Raw genomic sequence first — 17,709 nt, 5'->3', positions numbered from 1 at the left:
CTACCTCAGTAACCATTAACGTTACTTAGCTATTACACATACTGTGCCAATAAAATAAAGTATAACTATTCAACAACTTAAATATAGGCACTTTACAAAATGAGTCTTTATGACCTACTCTATTTTAAATCATAAAAACACGTATAGGTCATTTTGACATGAACCAGCAATTCAACCTCACCCAGGTAGCTTTAGAGCTTGCCCAAAGCACCCTGCACGAGCACAGTTTTGATCAATTACTGGCAACGGTTGAGCGTGTAATACCTAGCGATGCCAGTGCATTGCTTGTCGTGCAGGGCGAGCAACTTAAGCCCTTAGCCATTAAAGGCCTGATGCCCGACAGCCTTGGCAGGCGTTTTAAAATAGCAGAGCACCCTCGCCTTAAGGCTATTTGTAGTGCTAGCCACGCGTTACAATTTGCACACGACTGCTCACTGCCCGACCCATACGACGGCCTATTGCTGGCTAAAACAGGCGATATTCCTGTGCATGCCTGTTTAGGCTTACCCCTTTACGATAAAAATGCACTACTTGGTGTACTCACGTTTGATAGTCTTAACGCAAATGCCTTTAGCAGTATCAGCATGGATACGCTAAGCACCTTACAAACGCTGTGTAGTGCACATTTTAAAACGGCCCTGGAGCTTGCCCACTACAAACACCATGCGCAGCATTCGAGTGCACTTGTGCAAGAGTTAATGCGTGATGCACTTACTCGCGATGGCGGTGAAATAATTGGCCAAAGCCCAGTAATACAAACGCTTAAAAATGAAATAAAACTAGTCGCAGCCTCTAACTTTAGTGTATTAGTTTTAGGAGAGACAGGCGTAGGAAAAGAGCTAGTAGCGCGCAATATTCACTTAAATTCTGCACGTAAAGATCAGCCCCTTATTCACTTAAATTGTGCCTCACTTCCCGAAAATCTCGCAGAGAGTGAATTTTTTGGCCATGCCAAAGGCGCTTTTACTGGCGCACAAAATGCCCGCCAAGGTAAGTTTCAGCTAGCTGATGGCGGCACATTATTTTTAGACGAAATTGGCGAGCTGCCATTAGCAATGCAAAGTAAATTATTACGTGTGTTACAAAGTGGTGAAATTCAAACCGTTGGTGAAGACACACCAAAATACGTAGATGTTCGAGTAGTCGCTGCCACAAATCGTGATTTAAAACATGAGGTAGCACAAGGTCGCTTTAGAGCCGATTTATATCACCGGCTAAGTGTTTACCCTATTACCGTGCCGCCACTTAATAAACGTGAGCACGACATAACCCTACTTGCTGGTTATTTTATTGAGCAAACAGCCCGTAAATTAGGTATTAAACAATTAAAGCTAAGCACTGAAGCGCAAGCATTGCTTAACCAATACAGTTGGCCTGGTAATGTACGCGAGCTTGAACATGTTATTAGCCGCAGCGCATTAAAGGCTAAGCAAAGCCAATGGCAAAACCCTATAGTTACGATTACAAGCGAGCACTGCGATTTAACCCCACAGCTAAGTAATACAGTACAAGTTAACACGCAAAACACCATTCACACTGCCTGGAATCAGCCATTAAAGCAGGCCGTTGAATCTTTACAATTTACAGTTATAACCGAGCAACTAAAGCAGCATAATTATAACTGGGCAGCAACTGCAAGAGTGCTGGAACTCGACAGAGCAAACCTTGTACGCCTTGCTAAGCGTTTAGGTATTGAGGTTAAAAAAACTATTTAAGGGTTTGAGGCTTATTAAAATGCGCTTTTAATAAGCCTGCAAAAGCTTGTACTTTCGCGGTGCGATGCACTAGATGATGTGTTACAAGCCAAACATCGGTGGGCCAACTAAGCTCACTATGTAAAATAGGTACTAAATCATTATATTGGGCTGCTACCCCATGCTGTAAACCGCCTATGCCTAAGCCTTTAATTATGGCCCGTGTTGCTTCGGAGGTTTCTGAAACCCGTAACTTTATTTGCTGCGCCGGAATATGCTTATCGGCCCACTCAAAATAAGGAACTCGTGCATTAAAACCCGCTACACCCGATACAAAGTTATGATGCTGTAAGTCACTCAATGTTTTAGGCGTGCCATACTTATTAATGTAGCGTTTGTTGGCGTACAAGCTTGATGTAAGTTGGGTTAAATGCTGAGCTATATAATCCCCTTCATCTGGCCTTGGCCCTGCGCGCACTGCAATATGTGCTTGCCCATGATCGAGCCTTAACCGCTTTTGTTCTAAAATAACTTCAAGCTGTACTTGAGGGTGTAAAGCCTGAAGCTCTTCGCAAACATCGCCCAGTACATCCATAAACCCACTTACCGTAGTAAGTAATAAGCTTCCGCGTAAAGTACTGTCGGCAGCGGCAATATTGTTATGTAATTGCTCAAGTGATGAATCTATAGTTTGCGCCGTAGTAAATAATTTAGCGCCTATTTCAGTTACTTTATAACCCCGGGCATGGCGATGAAATAAACGCGTATCTAAGTTTTTTTCAAGGCTATTAATACGTCTGAGTACTGTACTGTGGTGCACATTTAAAACCTCTGCGGCAGCCGTTAGCGTACCACGCCTTGCAACTTCAAATGCTACTTTTACATCTTGCCAATCATCAAACTTTATTGCCATGCTAACTGCTCGCCACTTATGTGCATATATGCACATAAGTGTTGCGTTTATTCGGGTTTTCTACAAGTAAAAATTTGCTACATTAAATGTGTAACTTAAACATAAAAAGGTCAACTCCATGTCAGCACCAAAAATTATTGCCCTTGCGGGTAGCTTGCGTACACAAAGCTTTAATCAAAAACTAATTAACGAAGCAGCTCGTTTTGCCCTGCAAACAGGTGCCGAAGTAGAAGTAATTAAACTCGCGGATTTAGATTTACCTATTTTTAGCGAAGATATTGAAGCGCAAGGCACACCAGCCGATGCCCAACTTTTAAAAGATAAGTTACGCGCTGCCGATGGTATTTTGCTAGCAAGCCCTGAGTACAATGGCTCTATTACTGCCGCGCTTAAAAATGCAATTGATTGGGCGTCACGTACTGAGCAAGGCGCTGTGCCGGCATTTCGCAACAAAGTAGTGGCGTTATTTGCTACATCACCTGGTGGGCTTGGTGGGCTGCGCGGCTTAAACCATGTACGCGACATTTTAAGTGGCATTGGCTCATTAGTACTTGCCGAACAACTTGCTGTGCCTTCGGCATTTACGGTATTTGACGAAAACGGCCAAATCAGTGATCCAGCTACAGCAGAAAAGGTATCGGCACTTACTCAGCAGCTTGTTTTAGTTACCAGTAAGCTAAGCTAATCTTACTTTGTTGCTGCTATTTTTGCGGCGATAAAATCAACATGTGTCACATATAGTAGCCCTGCTATTTTACGTATTACGTAGTCTTCTTGCGGGTCTATTTCATTGTCTGCATACGCTAAACGCCACAACAACTCTATTATTTCAATGCGCTGAGCCGCACTACAATGCTCATTAATTTGCTTCGAAAATTGAAAGTAATCTATAGACCCATCTAAACTATTAGCCGCATTGGTCGTTAACTCTTCTACCTCTGAATCAGTTAAATTAAAGTATTTTTTTAAGGTTACAGTCAGGGTGTGTTGTTCATTATGGTCAAGCTTAGTGTCGGCGCGCATTACTTCAATAAGTAATGCAGCCACAGCTGTTTTTAAATCGTCTGGCTCTATACTTGGCTCTTGATCATCGAATACTGCAAAAAGCTGTTTTATTTGTTTGAACATCACGTTATCCCTTTTTGGGTGTTAGACTGAATATAAAGAAATTGAACTTGTATGAGTAATTAATGGGTATTAAGTTCGCAAATTAAAGGATACATTTTTATGAAAGGATTAAATGCACCGCGCTTAGTAATTGGCAGCGCACTGGTAGCCCTTTCGAGCATTGGCACTGTATTTGCCGAAACTATCGAAAAAGAAAAATCATATGACTTTGATAATAAAGTGCATTATTACCAAACAAAAATTGGCGAAGACAATTATAAAATAGAAATACAATCAGACGATTACAAACACTTTGCTAATCAAAGTATGTTTTTACTGCGCCACGCAGACAGGCTATGCCGCGGCAGAACCTTTATGTTAAAAGTGCTTGAAGGCGTGCAAGAGTACGAACGTTTTCCTACTAAACCACGCGCTTATCAACCACCATTAAACGTTTTACTACAATGTGAAACACCCGAGAAAAAAGAAAAATAGTTTATTTTTCGTAGCCCCAAGGCGCTGCTGGTGGAGTAATTGGTTTAGTTAAATCAAAATCCACCTTAAACTCACGTCCTTGGCGAATTAGCCTATAAGTAAATACCTCAGGATAAATATACATTTGCCATGTATTACCTGCCGACTGTGCAATACCTTGTGCTACAAATAATTCTTTAGAATATTGATCAGCTGGAAACGACTGCATTTGTGCAAAACCCGCATCAAGTGTATGACCGCCATACATAGTTGAGACATCATCGCTACCATCTTCATGGCGATGATCGTGCTTTAAGCTCAAACCACTACCTGTTTTAGTAATGATCCACGTACGTGATGCATCATCACCTACATGAAATGGCACTTGCAGCTCGCTATCAGTACATTTGCGTACATGCATGATTAGTTTTTTATTATCAAATGAGCTTGGGCCTTTTGCGTTATCTACGCTTACTTTGCCCTCAAACGCTTTACCACAATGCGCGGCAATATTATTAAAAAACGCATCATGTGTTGGTATAGATACCAAGGGCGCTGGGCGCGCGATAGCCGCTGATGAGGCAAGTAATAACGTTGCTACCGTTAATAATTTCATAAAGTACTCTTATAATAGTTTTTTAATACCATAGCGGTTTAAGCTAAAAATGGGAAATAGCTGCGACAAGTGGCTTTTCTGATCTATTTTTCATTAATGTTAAAAGTGAATAATGGAAGTCTTGAAAAATCACCTCACCCCATATTCGCGAATAAACACCAAAATTTGTATTATCTTGCACAGTCGTTTTTAAAGTTAAAATCGTATTGCCGCTTTTATCTTCACTTAACGCATACCCACCGTAAAGAGGTGAAAAGTATTCGCCGCCTAGTTTTACATGTTTATCGAGTGCATCATCGGGAATAGCATCAGGGTCTATCTCAAATCTATAAAGCATCTGTTTATTTGGCTGCCAATCCGTAATCACTTCTTTAAATGCAACTCCTTTTTGCCATTTACTCGTTCTAACAGCCCCAACACCCGTAGCATTCATATTTGCCTCTAAAGGTTTAGGTACACCTATTAATTGGGTAAGCGAAAATGGCAATTCTTGTGGCTCTATGGTGCTTACATTTGCAAGCTGCTGCCACACACGGTTTATAGGCGCTTCAATAACTATAGAGTTGGTGACTTCGTACGTTTTTGATAAGTGTAAATAATTTACCTCAATAGGTGAGAGCAATACAGGAAGTAAAGCTATTGAAAGTAAAGGCCGGTTAGCGTTTTTTGTCTGACGTTGTTTAATAAAGCCTGCCAGTAAACCACCCATACTTGCAAAGAGCATAAAGGCAGGCAAAGCCATTGCCACACAAATACTGCCTTCCAGCAGTGTAATAACGCTTACAAGTAAAAAAACAAAAATTGGCTGCCAAGCAATTGTCACCATTTGCCTTTTAGTTAATGTTTTTGAGCTTTTAAATTCAAAGTGAATACGAATATAGCCAATTGCAACAGGCACTAAAAACATAAAGGAAATAGACACAAGGCTACTTAAATTATAAGTATCTAATAGCTCTACAAACAGCCGCATAAATATGCCGTAAAGCGTACCGAGTAAAATACCAATTGATTTAGGGGATTGAATTTGCATTATATTTCTTATTATTTTAGTAACCATTGAACCTAGCAGATGCACTATTTCAGTTCAATTAAAATACACAGACTACTACTTAGACTAAAGGATAACAGCTCTGCTTTTATAATGTTTTATCTACTTAGAACAAGCAAAAAAACACATAAGCATCTGATTTATAATCAAATAAAATTAAATTCATTTTATAAATAAAACTACCAACTCGCAGGTTTAGCGTTAAATAAAGCCATACACGACCTTTTGCCTATACATTCCTGAGTAAAAGCTGATCTACCCTGCTCCTTTACTATTCATTTGCTTTAACAAAAGCCGTATTAATAAATAAGCAACGAGTAACAGGAGGGACTATGTCAGTAACCCCAAAGGGTAACGAGCCAGAAAAAACAAGCGCATCGCACGAAGATGATGCCAACAGCTATCAAAATAAGTATAAACCAAGTTCAGAGTTTAATACCCGTGACGAATATTTAGAGCACGAGCTGCAAATTATGCAGCCTAAGCGCTGGCGGCCTAATTTACCATTTAGAGACTACCGCTTTGAATTTGAAGACACGATTCCAGCTATGGCGGGCACCATTGGTAAAGTAGTTATGGTGGGGGCTATTGCCGCTACTTTTGCAGCGCCACTAGGTTTAAGTGATGCGTTTGTTTTAGAGAACGTACGCTATGAATTACTCATTGTTTCTATTTTTATTATTTTGTTTTCGGGCTTTATTTTACCCACGGCTAACTTAGCCGGTACTCACGGCCCACTTATTCCTCTTATTCCTATTGTGGTTGCCGCTGGCGGCCACCCTATGGCGTTTGGCTTACTCATTGGTGCCTTTGGCTTTATTTTAGCGATAACCAAAGGAGGGAGTTTGCTGGCACGCTTAACCAGTAAGGGGGTGTGCGGGGGCTTACTCATATACTTAGGCTTTATTGGTACTATTTCGCAGGTTAAAAAGCTATTTGCATGGGCTGAGGCCATTGATATGGCGCACATAGCATTCATTGTTATTTTGGCCACCATTTTATTATATGCGTTACTTGAGCATTTTAAAAAGCGCTGGCTAGCTGTGCCGCTTAGCTGCCTTATTGGCGGTGTGGTTGCATTTGCATTAGGTGCCCCGTTTGAATTTAATACGGCACCGGGCTTACCAAATATGAACCCAGCTTATTGGTGGGGAGAAGACACAGGTTGGATGCTTGGCCTACCGACGCTTGAAAGCTTTGTGGTTGTACTGCCGTTTGCAGTATTAGCAGTGGCTATGTGGTCACCGGATTTTTTAGGGCATCAAGTTTTTCAAAAAATTAGTTACCCACAACGTACTGAAAAAGTACAAATGAACATAGACGATACCATGCTAAGCGCATCAGTTAGACAAACCTTTGGTTCACTTGCTGGTGGTGCTAACTTTACCTCATCGTGGGGGACTTACATTGTACCTGCTGCGATTGCTAAACGTCCTATTCCAGCGGGCGCCATTTTAACAGCCGTATTTTGTATTATTGCGGGTTTATGGGGTTACCCAATGGATTTAGCCATTTGGCAACCAGTGCTTTGTGTTGCGCTTATTGTTGGTGTGTTTATTCCGCTGCTTGAGGCGGGTATGGAAATGACACGCGAAGGTAAAACAACGCAATCGGCCGCAATAGTGGTATTTGCGCCAAGCTTGGTTAACCCTGCTTTTGGTTGGTCACTAACTATGCTGCTTGATAACTTAGGCTTAATTGGCTGTAAAGAGCGCAGTGCTAATTTAACTAAAATGAGCCGCTGGGTTATTCCGCTAATTATGTTTGTGGTTTTAACTACCGTTATGGCTATTGTTGGTATGCTGCCAGGTATACCTGCGCTAATGGCTGATTTTAGACATTAATTTAGGGTATAAAAAAGCGCGGCTGATATACTCAGCCGCGCTTTGTTTTCATATGTAATTTAATTATTTAGCATTACTTACTGCCAAGGGCGCTCAGCAGCAAGTTGTTTTTCAAACGTATCAATTTGTGGATTTAGCGTTTCGGTAACACCAATAAAATCTAAACCACTTAATAAACGTTCCTTTACGTCTTTACGAATATCAAAACTAATTGGCGCAAATTTATCGCTTGTTAGTGTTTGGTTTTCAAGATCAATTTGAATGTTGATATTGTCGTGCTGCTCGCTAAGTACAAACAATTGCTCAAGCGTGTCGGCTGGTAGCGCAATGGCTAACATTTGGTTGTTACCGCAGTTATTAAAGAAAATATCAGCAAAGCTTTCTGCTAAAATTACTTCAAAACCATATTGCTTAAGCGCCCACGGTGCATGCTCACGTGATGAGCCACAACCAAAGTTGTCGCGCGTTAATAATATTTGCGCGCCTTGGTAGCACGGGCGGTTTAAAATAAAATCAGGGTTTGGTTCGCCGTTTTCTAGGTAACGCCAATCGTAAAACAGTGCTGCATCAAAGCCATCACGGCTAGTTGACGTTAAAAACTGCTTAGGAATGATCTGGTCTGTATCTACATTGTTTTTATCAAGTGGGGCCATTAAGCCACTAAAAAATACGCTCATTAGGCTTCTCCTCTAATATCAACAAAGTGGCCATGTATAGCAGCTGCAGCCGCCATTGCAGGACTTACTAAATGCGTACGCCCGCCACGACCTTGGCGGCCTTCAAAGTTACGGTTAGACGTAGATGCACAGCGCTTACCCGCTTCTAAGCGGTCGTCGTTCATCGCTAAACACATAGAACAACCCGGCTCGCGCCACTCAAAACCTGCCGCTTTAAAAATATCGGCTAAGCCTTCGTCTTCCGCTTGCTTTTTAACAAGGCCAGATCCCGGTACAATTAACGCCTCTATGCCAGCTACAACTTGCTTACCTTCAACAATTTTTGCCGCTGCACGTAAATCTTCAATACGGCTATTAGTACACGAACCAATAAATACCGTATCTACTTTTGCGCTTGATAATTTATCGCCCGCTTTTAAGTCCATGTATCTAAGTGCACTGCGTATAGCATCGGCTTTAATTAAATCTGGTTCTTGGTCAGGATCTGGTATGCATTCATCAACGCCAATTACTTGCTCTGGGCTTGTGCCCCAGGTAATTTGTGGCTGAATATCGTTAGCTTCAAGCTCAACAACTAAGTCAAACTCAGCGCCTTCATCTGTCTTTAAGGTTTCCCAGTACTTAACTGCGGCGTCAAAGTCAGCGCCTTTAGGCGCAAATGGGCGGCCTTTTAAGTAATCATATGTAATTTGATCTGATGCTATTAAACCCGCTTTAGCACCCATTTCAATGCTCATATTACATAGCGTCATACGTGCTTCCATTGAAAGTGCTTCAATGCCTTCACCACAAAATTCAGCAACATAACCTGTGCCACCAGCAGTACCTAATTTACCAATAACCGCCATTATTAAATCTTTAGAGGTTACCGTTGGGCGAAGCACGCCGTTAATTTGAATTTTTAACGACTTTGCCTTTTTTTGCTGTAGTGTTTGCGTAGCTAATACGTGCTCAACCTCAGACGTACCAATACCGTGTGCTAATGCGCCAAACGCACCATGCGTAGAGGTATGGCTATCACCACATACAATGGTAGTGCCAGGCAAGGTAATACCTTGCTCAGGCCCCATTACATGCACAATACCTTGGTTAATTGAGTTTAAATCGTAAAGTACAATGCCAAACTCTTTACAGTTAGCATCAAGTGCCATTAACTGGTTTTTAGATACTTCGCTTGCTGCATCAAGTGATCGGCTTTTAGTCGATACGTTATGATCCATTGTTGCAAAGGTTTTTTCTGGGCAACGTACCGTACGGTTTTTTTCACGTAGGCCTGCAAAAGCCTGTGGTGATGTCACCTCGTGTACTAAATGACGGTCAATATAAAGTAAATCAGTTTGCTCGTTTATGCTGGCAACGGTATGTGCTTGCCAAATTTTGTCGTATAACGTTTGGGCCACTTGCTAATTCCCTACTTTGTTAAGTCGCAGCATAACGGTGCTGCGATTTATATATTAAATACGTGAAACGATGGCAGCTGCCACATCGCTTGTGCTGTATCCACCTTGTGGGTAGATATCTGGCGTGCCAACGCCTGCTTCTACGGCTTCGGCTACGGCTTTTTCAATGGTGCGCGCAGCTTCGTCTTGGCCTAATGAGTAACGTAGCATAAGTGCAGCACTTAAAATTTGTGCAATCGGGTTTGCAACGCCTTTGCCTGCAATATCTGGTGCTGAGCCACCGGCTGGTTCGTATAAACCAAAGCCCGATTGATTCAAGCTGGCCGATGGTAATAAGCCCATTGAGCCTGTGATCATCGCACACTCATCTGACAAAATATCACCAAATAAGTTATCGCAAAGTAGCACGTCAAACTGGCTAGGCTGTTTAACTAATTGCATAGCTGCGTTATCTACGTATATGTAATCTAGGCTTACTTCTGGGTAGTCTTTGCTTACTTCGGTAACTACTTCACGCCATAATACGCTTGATGCAAGCACGTTTGCTTTATCAACCGACGTTACATGGTTACTACGTAATTTTGCTGCTTCAAAGGCAAAACGGGCAATGCGTTCAATTTCTTTACGCGAGTAAGTTTGTGTATCAAATGCAGCTTCTTCAGCGCCTTCGCCGCTTCGGCCTTTTTCACCAAAGTAAATGCCGCCAGTAAGTTCGCGCACACATAAAATATCAAAGCCTTTTTCGCTAATATCTGCACGTAATGGCGATGCTGCGCTAAGCGCCGGTAAAAGCTGTGCTGGGCGTAAGTTACAAAACAAACCAAAGTGCTTACGAAGCGGTAAAAGCGATGCACGCTCAGGTTGCTCATTAGGTGGTAGGTTTTCCCATTTTGGGCCACCTACCGAGCCAAATAAAATGGCATCGGCGTTTTCACACGCGCTTAGCGTTTTTGGTGGTAATGCTTCACCAAATTCGTCAATGGCTGCGCCACCAATAGCATGATGCTGACGGTTCAGGGTAAAACCAAACTTATTGCTTACAGCATCAAGTACTTGCTCTGCTGCTGCCATTACTTCTGGGCCAATACCGTCGCCTGCTAATACGGCAATGCTGTAGTTTGTTTTACTCATCCTGCTTTCCTTTGTTGTTTTAAATCAGACACTTTTTGTGCACGATAAATTAAGTTGTAAACACGGATCATGGCGCGTACCGACGCCTCTACCACATCCGCAGCAATACCCGCACCGTGATAAGGGCGGCCATCGTATTTAGCAATAATGTTTACTTGACCAAGCGAGCTTGCGCCTTGGCCAGTGGCTTCTAAATTGTATTCAATCATTTCAACGCTCATACCAGTTAAGCGCTCAATAGCCGCAAATGAGGCTTCAACAGGGCCATTACCTGTAGCAGCTTCTTGTTTTGCTTCGCCATCAATTAACATCCCAATGGTAGAGCTGGCTACCGACTGTGAGTTAGACGCTGAGTTTACAAACTCTAATTGGTATTTTTCGTCTTTGTCGTTAATTTGATTAAAGTAAATCATGGCTTCAAGGTCGTAATCGTATACGGTACCTTTTTGATCAGCTAACGCTAAAAAGCTCTCGTATAAGCTGTCCATATCGTAGTCAGCTTTTTGATAACCTAACTCTTCTAAGCGGTGCTCAATAACATGACGGCCCGAACGCGAGGTCATATTTAATTGGTTATTTGGCACACCGACGCTTTCTGGCGACATAATTTCATAAGTATTTTGCGCTTTTAATACGCCATCTTGGTGAATGCCCGAGCTATGTGCAAAGGCGTTTTCGCCCACAATAGCTTTATTTGGCTGTACCGGCATATTACAAATTTTTGCCACCTGGCGAGATGCGCGATAAATTTCTTCGCTTTTAATATCAGTGTGTACTTTTAAGTGGTCTTTGCGCATTTTCATGATCATCGCCACTTCTTCAAGCGAGCAATTACCCGCACGCTCACCAATACCATTTATTGTACATTCAATTTGGCGAGCACCTGCTTGTACCGCAGCTACCGAGTTAGCCACAGCTAAACCTAAATCGTTATGACAATGTACACTCAAACGCGCTTTATCTATATTTGGCACATTATTCATTAAATGGCGGATCATTGCAGCGTATTCGTCTGGCGTAACAAAGCCAACGGTATCTGGTAAATTAATAGTAGAGGCACCCGCATTTATGGCCTGTTCAACAATTTTACATAAATCCCAATGCGGCGTTCGCCCTGCATCTTCACACGAAAACTCAACATCATCAGTGTAGTTACGCGCTAATTTAATTGATTTAACCGCCATTGCAGTTGCGTCATCTAGGCTCATGCGTAATTTATGTTCAAGGTGCAAAGGGCTTGTGGCAATAAAAGTATGAATACGGCTTTGCTGTGCTGTGCGAAGTGCTTCGCCACAGGCTTCAATGTCTTTAGCAACAGAGCGTGCTAAACCACAAATAATCGGGCCTTTTACTTCGGTTGCAATACGTTGCACTGAGCGAAAATCAGCAGGGCTAGAAACCGGAAAACCCACTTCCATCACATCAACATTCAAGCGGCTAATAGTATGCGCTAACTGAATTTTATCGTCTTCTGTAAGGCTTGCTTTAAGTGCCTGCTCGCCATCACGTAAGGTGGTATCAAAAATCCATACTTTATCTTTGTCTTGCATAACTGCCCCTCATTCCTCTATTACCCAAATTTCAATTTATCCCAGCCGCGAGATAAAAAAAACCCCGCAATTGCGGGGTTTTTAATGTTTAACTCGATGCAAACACACTAATCCCCGCTCACTGACCATAGCAGTAAGAGGTTAAGTTTTAGTGTAATTAAACGAATATTTTGCATCTTGTTTCTTGTGTGTGTGTTCAGTGAGGCCTATTTTTAACATTACAGCGCAGTGGGTGCAAGCATAAATATTCCACACAACATATTTAAAACCGAAGCAAATAGAAATTTAAATCTAAAAAAAACCAATTTAAAGAATAAAAAAAACAAAAACAGATGCACTTATGCTTAATTTAATAAGCGCTTTAGAATACTCTGCTTATATTAACTTTTTGCTATTTTTTTAAGCTACGCTTCTTTATTTGTTTCTCTGATGTAATGCCCTGCACCGCGGGTAATATAACGCAGCTGCCAAATAACACGCTCAATTAATTCATCACGTTGCTGGCCTTCAATGTCGAGTGCTTCAGCGCCGGCATTAAATACCAGTGTTACCATGGCTTCGGCCTGAATATAAGCGTGAATTGAATCACACTTGGTTTCGCTTTCTAAATAATGCGCAAGCTCTAAAATAAAGTGTTTTACCTCACGCGCTACGGCGGCTCTAAAGGCTTTTGAGGTGCCAGAACGTTCGCGCAGCAGTAATCTAAATTGGTTGCTTGAGTTATCAATAAACTCCATAAAGGTAACAACCGAGGTATTTATTACGCTACCACCACTGGCTATACGTCTGCGAGCTTGGCGCATAAGTTGGCGAAGGGTTAAGCCTGCTTCGTCGACCATGGTTAAACCTAGTTCGTTCATATCTTTAAAGTGGCGATAAAAAGAGGTGGGGGCAATACCGGCTTCGCGGGCAACTTCGCGTAAGCTTAAATTTGAAAAACTATGATCAGCACTTAGCTGATTAAATGCCGCCTCAATTAAGGCTTGTCGTGTTTTTTGCTTCTGTTGTGCTCTAACACCCGACATCCACAGCTCCCTGAGTAATTTTATATGAAGTTTTAATGATAATTAGCCTAATTGTCTAGTCTAATACTTGACGACAAGAGATTGAAACACTATTTTAGCTTACAGTTGTACGCTGAGAGTAAATACGATGAATAAACCACCAATTATTTGGACGAACGTCCTGTTTTTTAGCCTAACCTTTTTGGCGGCTGTCACACTTGTACCTTGGTACGGCATTAGCTACGGATTTACCAGCGCACATTGGATTGCATTTGTAGGCTGCATGTTTTACGCGGGCCTATCTATCACTGCCGGATACCACAGATTATGGGCGCACAAAGCGTATAATGCACACCCTGCAGTTGAATTTATTTTTGCACTTGGTGGCGCTTTTGCTTTGCAAAACAGCGCACTACACTGGAGTAGCGATCATCGCATACACCACGGTCAAGTAGACGACCCAGTAAAAGACCCATACGCTGCCACAAACGGTTTTTGGTACAGCCACATAGGCTGGATGCTTCGTGATTACCAAGGCGATAGTTATAGCGACTATAGTAACTGCCGCGACTTACAACGCAATAAAATAGTGATGTGGCAACACAAACACTACTTAAAGCTTGCTATTGCTATGAACGTAGGCCTTCCACTAGCTCTTGGATTTTTAGTTGGCGATGTATGGGGCATGTTAATTTTAGCCGGCTTACTACGCTTAGTATTAAGCCAGCACTTTACTTTTTTTATTAACTCAGTTGCTCACATTTGGGGCTCACGCCCATACACTGAAAAAAATACAGCACGTGATAACGGCTTTTTAGCTTTATTTACTTATGGTGAGGGATATCATAACTTCCACCACATTTTTGCAAGCGACTACCGTAACGGTATTAAGTGGTTTCATTACGATCCAACCAAATGGATGATCCGCTCTTTAGCTGCTATTGGTTTAGCTAACAAATTAAAGCGCACACCCGTTGAACGTATAGAAAAAGCCAAAGCAGAAACGCTAATGAGTAAAACGCAAACTCGCCTTGCAAAATTGCCTTTAGCCCAAGATAAGCTTACATTATTACAACAAGAGTACGATTTACTGCTGAAAAAACTGCAAAATTATTGTTCACTACAAAAACAAGTGTTAGAAGTTAAAAAAAATAACATGGCAAAGCAGTGTGAACAATCAGCATTAATGGCACAATACCATGAGTTGGAAGCCGCCTGGGAAAATCAAAAACAGGCATGGCTAGCACTTAATGCGAGGTTATTAAAAGCCTCTTTTAATTAATTTAGGAGTGGCTGTGGCCAAACAACCAGAACAAAAAAAAGTACCCGTGACATACCAATATGACGCAATAATTATTGGCACGGGTCCTGGCGGTGAAGGTACCGCTATGAACCTTTCAAAAAACGACAAAAAAGTAGCGGTTATTGAACGCCAAGAAACAGTAGGCGGCGGTTGTGTGCATTGGGGTACTATTCCTTCAAAAGCACTACGTCACTCGGTTAGTCGCTACATTGAATATAAAGCAAACCCGTTGTTTAATGTTGGCGAGCGCCCTAGCCGCTTAACGTTTCCTGATATTTTACGTCATGCAAGTTCGGTTATTTCAAAACAGTCTAATTTACGTAGTAGTTTTTACGATCGTAACCGCATTCATATGTTTCAAGGCGACGCGAGCTTTGTAGATAAGCATACTATTGAAGTTAAACGTAATGACGGCTCAACAGAGCGATTAACAGCTAAAACAATTGTAATCGCCACCGGCTCACGCCCTTATCGTCCACCAGAGGTAGACTTTAGCCATTCTCGTATTTACGAAAGTGACACTATACTCGGCCTTGAGCACGACCCACATCGCGTACTTATATACGGCGCGGGTGTTATTGGCTGTGAGTATGCTTCTATTTTTAAAGGCTTAGGTGCTAAAGTTGATTTAGTTAACACCCGCGACCGTTTACTTGCCTTTATGGATGCTGAAATATCAGATGCGCTAAGCTACCACTTTTGGAATAGCGGTATTGTTATTCGCCATAATGAAGAGTTTGATCGTATAGAAACACGTGATGACTGCGTTATTATGCATTTAAAATCGGGCAAGCGTGTAAAGGCTGACTGTATTTTATTTGCCAATGGTCGTACCGGTAATACTGATACACTGAACCTTGAAGCCATTGGCTTAAAAGCTGATAGCCGTGGCCAACTCAAAGTGAACGAAACATACCAAACAGAAATCGATAATGTTTACGCAGTAGGCGATGTTATTGGTTACCCAAGTCTTGCCAGCGCAGCGTTTGACCAAGGCCGTATAGCTGCTGATGCGATTGCCTGCGGTAACTGCGATGACCGCCTGATTATTGATATTCCGGCAGGTATTTATACGATTCCAGAAATGAGCTCTGTAGGTAAAACAGAGCAAGAGCTTACAGCAGCTAAAGTACCTTATGAAGTTGGCCGTGCTCAGTTTAAGCATTTGGCTCGCGCGCAAATTGCTGGTACTGAAGTAGGTAGCTTAAAAATATTATTCCACACCGAAACCAAAGAAGTACTTGGCGTACATTGCTTTGGTGAACGTGCCTCTGAAATTGTTCACATTGGCCAAGCCATTATGGAACAAAAAAATGGCGGCAATAATATCGATTACTTCGTAAATACCACATTTAACTACCCAACGATGGCTGAAGCCTACCGTGTTGCGGCACTAAATGGTTTAAACCGCTTATTTAAATAATTGTATTTGGATAAAGAAAAAAAAAGCCCGCTATTAAGCGGGCTTTTTTATCATTGATGCATAAAACACATTATACCAACCCGCAATAATACTTAATCATTCTGCGGGGCTAAACGTGTCGCTACCTGCGTTAAAAATTCTCATTTAGAACAACTAAATAGCGAATTTTTTGCCTAGCTATCAACACGTTTTTCCAGCCTCAAAATAGATCACTTAATTAAGCGAATTGGTATTATTTATGATACTTAGCACTTAATTCGTGCACTGCGTTGATAAATACACCGGCGTTTTCAGGATCTACATCTGGTGTGATACCGTGGCCTAAGTTAAACACGTGGCCATTACCTGCACCAAAGTCTTCTAAAATAGTGCCTACTTCTTGGCGTATACGATCTGGTGTACCGTGAAGCATTGACGGGTCCATATTACCTTGTAGTGCTACTTTATCGCCTACACGGCGTTTAGCATCGCTGATATTAATAGTCCAATCTAGACCTACTGCATCACAGCCTGTTGCTGCTATTGCTTCAATCCATTGGCCACCGTTTTTAGTAAACAGGGTCACTGGTACTTTACGACCATCGTATTCGCGAATTAAGCCATCTACAATTTTATGCATGTATTGCAATGAAAACTCGTTGTAATCGCGCGGGCTTAATACACCGCCCCACGAGTCAAATACCATTAGTGATTGTGCACCCGCTTTTACTTGCGCGTTTAAGTAATCAATAACCGAATCAGCGAGTTTATCTAGTAATAAATGAAGTGTTTGCGGCTCTGCAAACGCCATTTTTTTAATCTTACCAAATACTTTACTGCTACCGCCTTCAACCATGTATGTTGCAAGTGTCCACGGTGAACCCGAAAAACCAATTAATGGTACTTCACCTTTAAGTTCACGACGAATAGTACTTACTGCATTCATTACATAGCCAAGCTCGTCTGTAGGATCGAGTTTTGGAATTTTTTTAACATCAGCAAGTGACGAAATTGGGTTTTCAAACTTAGGACCTTCGCCAGTTTCAAAGTACAAACCTAAACCCATTGCGTCAGGAATGGTCAAAATATCGCTAAATAAAATAGCGGCATCTAACGGGTAACGACGAAGTGGTTGTAGTGTTACCTCACAGGCAAGTTCAGCATTACGGCACAGGCTCATAAAATCGCCCGCTTGTGCACGTGTAGCACGGTACTCTGGTAAATAGCGTCCTGCTTGGCGCATCATCCATACCGGGGTTACATCAACAGGTTGTTTTGCAAGTGCACGTAAATAACGGTCGTTTTTTAATTCGCTCATAGCGTAAATGATCCTAAGGCTTATAGAAATTGTGCAAGATTGTACCACCATATCCATCGCCCCTCTATTGCTTAAGAGCGAAAAGACAACTTCCTGGTGCGAGATCACGTTTTGTTGCTATATTAGTCTGTTTTGATTACTAAATAAGCAAAAAGAACTAACAATAAAAACTTTTTGTTAATATGTTTGCAACATTACAAAAACCTTGTTATTGTTTGTCCAGCGTTA

General features: G+C 41.8%; 16 protein-coding genes. 6 read left to right on the top strand and 10 right to left on the bottom strand.

Annotated features, from left to right (window positions below; all coding sequences use genetic code 11):
* The first annotated feature begins 158 nt into the window (after window positions 1-158).
* A complete protein-coding gene (norR, locus tag ALFOR1_RS00760; RefSeq protein WP_104641755.1) occupies window positions 159-1,715 on the top strand; it encodes a nitric oxide reductase transcriptional regulator NorR in 1,557 nt (518 codons plus the stop codon).
* On the opposite strand, the gene ALFOR1_RS00755 is transcribed toward norR, so the two are convergent.
* A complete protein-coding gene (locus tag ALFOR1_RS00755; RefSeq protein WP_104641754.1) occupies window positions 1,708-2,607 on the bottom strand; it encodes a LysR family transcriptional regulator in 900 nt (299 codons plus the stop codon). The genes norR and ALFOR1_RS00755 overlap by 8 nt on opposite strands.
* A gap of 118 nt (window positions 2,608-2,725) precedes the next feature.
* Here ALFOR1_RS00755 and ALFOR1_RS00750 point away from each other — a divergent pair, with 118 nt between their 5' ends.
* Window positions 2,726-3,292, top strand: coding sequence for an NADPH-dependent FMN reductase (locus ALFOR1_RS00750; RefSeq protein ID WP_104641753.1), 567 nt, complete (start codon window positions 2,726-2,728; stop codon window positions 3,290-3,292).
* A 2-nt stretch (window positions 3,293-3,294) separates the two neighbouring features.
* Here ALFOR1_RS00750 and ALFOR1_RS00745 read toward each other — a convergent pair whose 3' ends face one another.
* Window positions 3,295-3,735 carry a tellurite resistance TerB family protein gene (locus tag ALFOR1_RS00745; RefSeq protein WP_104641752.1) on the bottom strand — a complete coding sequence of 147 codons (441 nt, stop codon included), beginning with the start codon at window positions 3,733-3,735 and terminating at the stop codon, window positions 3,295-3,297.
* Window positions 3,736-3,834: 99 nt separating this feature from the next.
* Between ALFOR1_RS00745 and ALFOR1_RS00740 the strand changes: the two genes are divergently transcribed.
* The gene (locus ALFOR1_RS00740; protein ID WP_058547968.1) at window positions 3,835-4,209 is read left to right on the top strand and encodes a hypothetical protein; all 375 of its coding nucleotides are present in this window, start codon (window positions 3,835-3,837) and stop codon (window positions 4,207-4,209) included.
* Window position 4,210: 1 nt separating this feature from the next.
* Here ALFOR1_RS00740 and ALFOR1_RS00735 read toward each other — a convergent pair whose 3' ends face one another.
* Both ALFOR1_RS00735 and ALFOR1_RS00730 read right to left on the bottom strand, forming a co-directional pair.
* The gene (locus ALFOR1_RS00735; protein WP_104641751.1) at window positions 4,211-4,804 is read right to left on the bottom strand and encodes a hypothetical protein; all 594 of its coding nucleotides are present in this window, start codon (window positions 4,802-4,804) and stop codon (window positions 4,211-4,213) included.
* Window positions 4,805-4,847: 43 nt separating this feature from the next.
* Window positions 4,848-5,834 (bottom strand): SRPBCC family protein, encoded by a 987-nt coding sequence (locus ALFOR1_RS00730; protein WP_058547970.1) that lies wholly within the window; start codon window positions 5,832-5,834, stop codon window positions 4,848-4,850.
* A 350-nt stretch (window positions 5,835-6,184) separates the two neighbouring features.
* Here ALFOR1_RS00730 and ALFOR1_RS00725 point away from each other — a divergent pair, with 350 nt between their 5' ends.
* Window positions 6,185-7,696 carry a DUF3360 family protein gene (locus ALFOR1_RS00725; protein ID WP_104641750.1) on the top strand — a complete coding sequence of 504 codons (1,512 nt, stop codon included), beginning with the start codon at window positions 6,185-6,187 and terminating at the stop codon, window positions 7,694-7,696.
* Between the two features lie 77 nt (window positions 7,697-7,773).
* Here ALFOR1_RS00725 and leuD read toward each other — a convergent pair whose 3' ends face one another.
* The 5 genes from leuD to fabR all read right to left on the bottom strand — a co-directional run bounded on the left by leuD (window position 7,774) and on the right by fabR (window position 13,479).
* The gene (gene leuD, locus ALFOR1_RS00720; RefSeq protein WP_104641749.1) at window positions 7,774-8,373 is read right to left on the bottom strand and encodes a 3-isopropylmalate dehydratase small subunit; all 600 of its coding nucleotides are present in this window, start codon (window positions 8,371-8,373) and stop codon (window positions 7,774-7,776) included.
* Window positions 8,373-9,773 (bottom strand): 3-isopropylmalate dehydratase large subunit, encoded by a 1,401-nt coding sequence (gene leuC, locus ALFOR1_RS00715; protein ID WP_104641748.1) that lies wholly within the window; start codon window positions 9,771-9,773, stop codon window positions 8,373-8,375. The genes leuD and leuC overlap by 1 nt, the downstream gene beginning before the upstream one ends.
* Window positions 9,774-9,827: 54 nt before the next feature.
* The gene (leuB, locus tag ALFOR1_RS00710; RefSeq protein WP_104641747.1) at window positions 9,828-10,904 is read right to left on the bottom strand and encodes a 3-isopropylmalate dehydrogenase; all 1,077 of its coding nucleotides are present in this window, start codon (window positions 10,902-10,904) and stop codon (window positions 9,828-9,830) included.
* Window positions 10,901-12,454 (bottom strand): 2-isopropylmalate synthase, encoded by a 1,554-nt coding sequence (gene leuA / locus ALFOR1_RS00705; RefSeq protein WP_058547974.1) that lies wholly within the window; start codon window positions 12,452-12,454, stop codon window positions 10,901-10,903. Before leuA ends, leuB begins: the two co-directional genes overlap by 4 nt.
* 404 nt (window positions 12,455-12,858) lie before the next feature.
* A complete protein-coding gene (gene fabR / locus ALFOR1_RS00700; protein ID WP_058547975.1) occupies window positions 12,859-13,479 on the bottom strand; it encodes an HTH-type transcriptional repressor FabR in 621 nt (206 codons plus the stop codon).
* Between the two features lie 127 nt (window positions 13,480-13,606).
* On the opposite strand from fabR, the gene ALFOR1_RS00695 reads away from it, so the two are divergent.
* Both ALFOR1_RS00695 and sthA read left to right on the top strand, forming a co-directional pair.
* Complete coding sequence (locus ALFOR1_RS00695) at window positions 13,607-14,740, top strand: acyl-CoA desaturase (protein ID WP_058547976.1); 1,134 nt, start codon at window positions 13,607-13,609, stop codon at window positions 14,738-14,740.
* A 13-nt stretch (window positions 14,741-14,753) separates the two neighbouring features.
* A complete protein-coding gene (sthA, locus tag ALFOR1_RS00690) occupies window positions 14,754-16,184 on the top strand; it encodes a Si-specific NAD(P)(+) transhydrogenase (RefSeq protein WP_171038424.1) in 1,431 nt (476 codons plus the stop codon).
* A 232-nt stretch (window positions 16,185-16,416) separates the two neighbouring features.
* Here the strand turns inward: sthA and hemE are convergent, their stop codons facing one another.
* Window positions 16,417-17,481 (bottom strand): uroporphyrinogen decarboxylase, encoded by a 1,065-nt coding sequence (hemE, locus tag ALFOR1_RS00685; protein WP_058547977.1) that lies wholly within the window; start codon window positions 17,479-17,481, stop codon window positions 16,417-16,419.
* Between the last annotated feature and the right edge of the window lie 228 nt (window positions 17,482-17,709).

This window comes from Pseudoalteromonas carrageenovora IAM 12662, from assembly GCF_900239935.1.
In the GTDB taxonomy this organism is placed as follows: Bacteria; Pseudomonadota; Gammaproteobacteria; order Enterobacterales; family Alteromonadaceae; genus Pseudoalteromonas; species Pseudoalteromonas carrageenovora.
The sequence above is the reverse complement of the archived record's forward strand: the minus strand, read 5'-3'. Positions and strand labels throughout refer to the sequence as shown.

Coding starts and splice junctions, on each gene's coding strand:
- norR (WP_104641755.1), top strand. CDS start 159: ATGAACCAGCAATTCAACCTCACCCAGGTAGCTTTAGAGCTTGCCCAA.
- ALFOR1_RS00755 (WP_104641754.1), bottom strand. CDS start 2,607: ATGGCAATAAAGTTTGATGATTGGCAAGATGTAAAAGTAGCATTTGAA.
- ALFOR1_RS00750 (WP_104641753.1), top strand. CDS start 2,726: ATGTCAGCACCAAAAATTATTGCCCTTGCGGGTAGCTTGCGTACACAA.
- ALFOR1_RS00745 (WP_104641752.1), bottom strand. CDS start 3,735: ATGTTCAAACAAATAAAACAGCTTTTTGCAGTATTCGATGATCAAGAG.
- ALFOR1_RS00740 (WP_058547968.1), top strand. CDS start 3,835: ATGAAAGGATTAAATGCACCGCGCTTAGTAATTGGCAGCGCACTGGTA.
- ALFOR1_RS00735 (WP_104641751.1), bottom strand. CDS start 4,804: ATGAAATTATTAACGGTAGCAACGTTATTACTTGCCTCATCAGCGGCT.
- ALFOR1_RS00730 (WP_058547970.1), bottom strand. CDS start 5,834: ATGCAAATTCAATCCCCTAAATCAATTGGTATTTTACTCGGTACGCTT.
- ALFOR1_RS00725 (WP_104641750.1), top strand. CDS start 6,185: ATGTCAGTAACCCCAAAGGGTAACGAGCCAGAAAAAACAAGCGCATCG.
- leuD (WP_104641749.1), bottom strand. CDS start 8,373: ATGAGCGTATTTTTTAGTGGCTTAATGGCCCCACTTGATAAAAACAAT.
- leuB (WP_104641747.1), bottom strand. CDS start 10,904: ATGAGTAAAACAAACTACAGCATTGCCGTATTAGCAGGCGACGGTATT.
- leuA (WP_058547974.1), bottom strand. CDS start 12,454: ATGCAAGACAAAGATAAAGTATGGATTTTTGATACCACCTTACGTGAT.
- fabR (WP_058547975.1), bottom strand. CDS start 13,479: ATGTCGGGTGTTAGAGCACAACAGAAGCAAAAAACACGACAAGCCTTA.
- ALFOR1_RS00695 (WP_058547976.1), top strand. CDS start 13,607: ATGAATAAACCACCAATTATTTGGACGAACGTCCTGTTTTTTAGCCTA.
- hemE (WP_058547977.1), bottom strand. CDS start 17,481: ATGAGCGAATTAAAAAACGACCGTTATTTACGTGCACTTGCAAAACAA.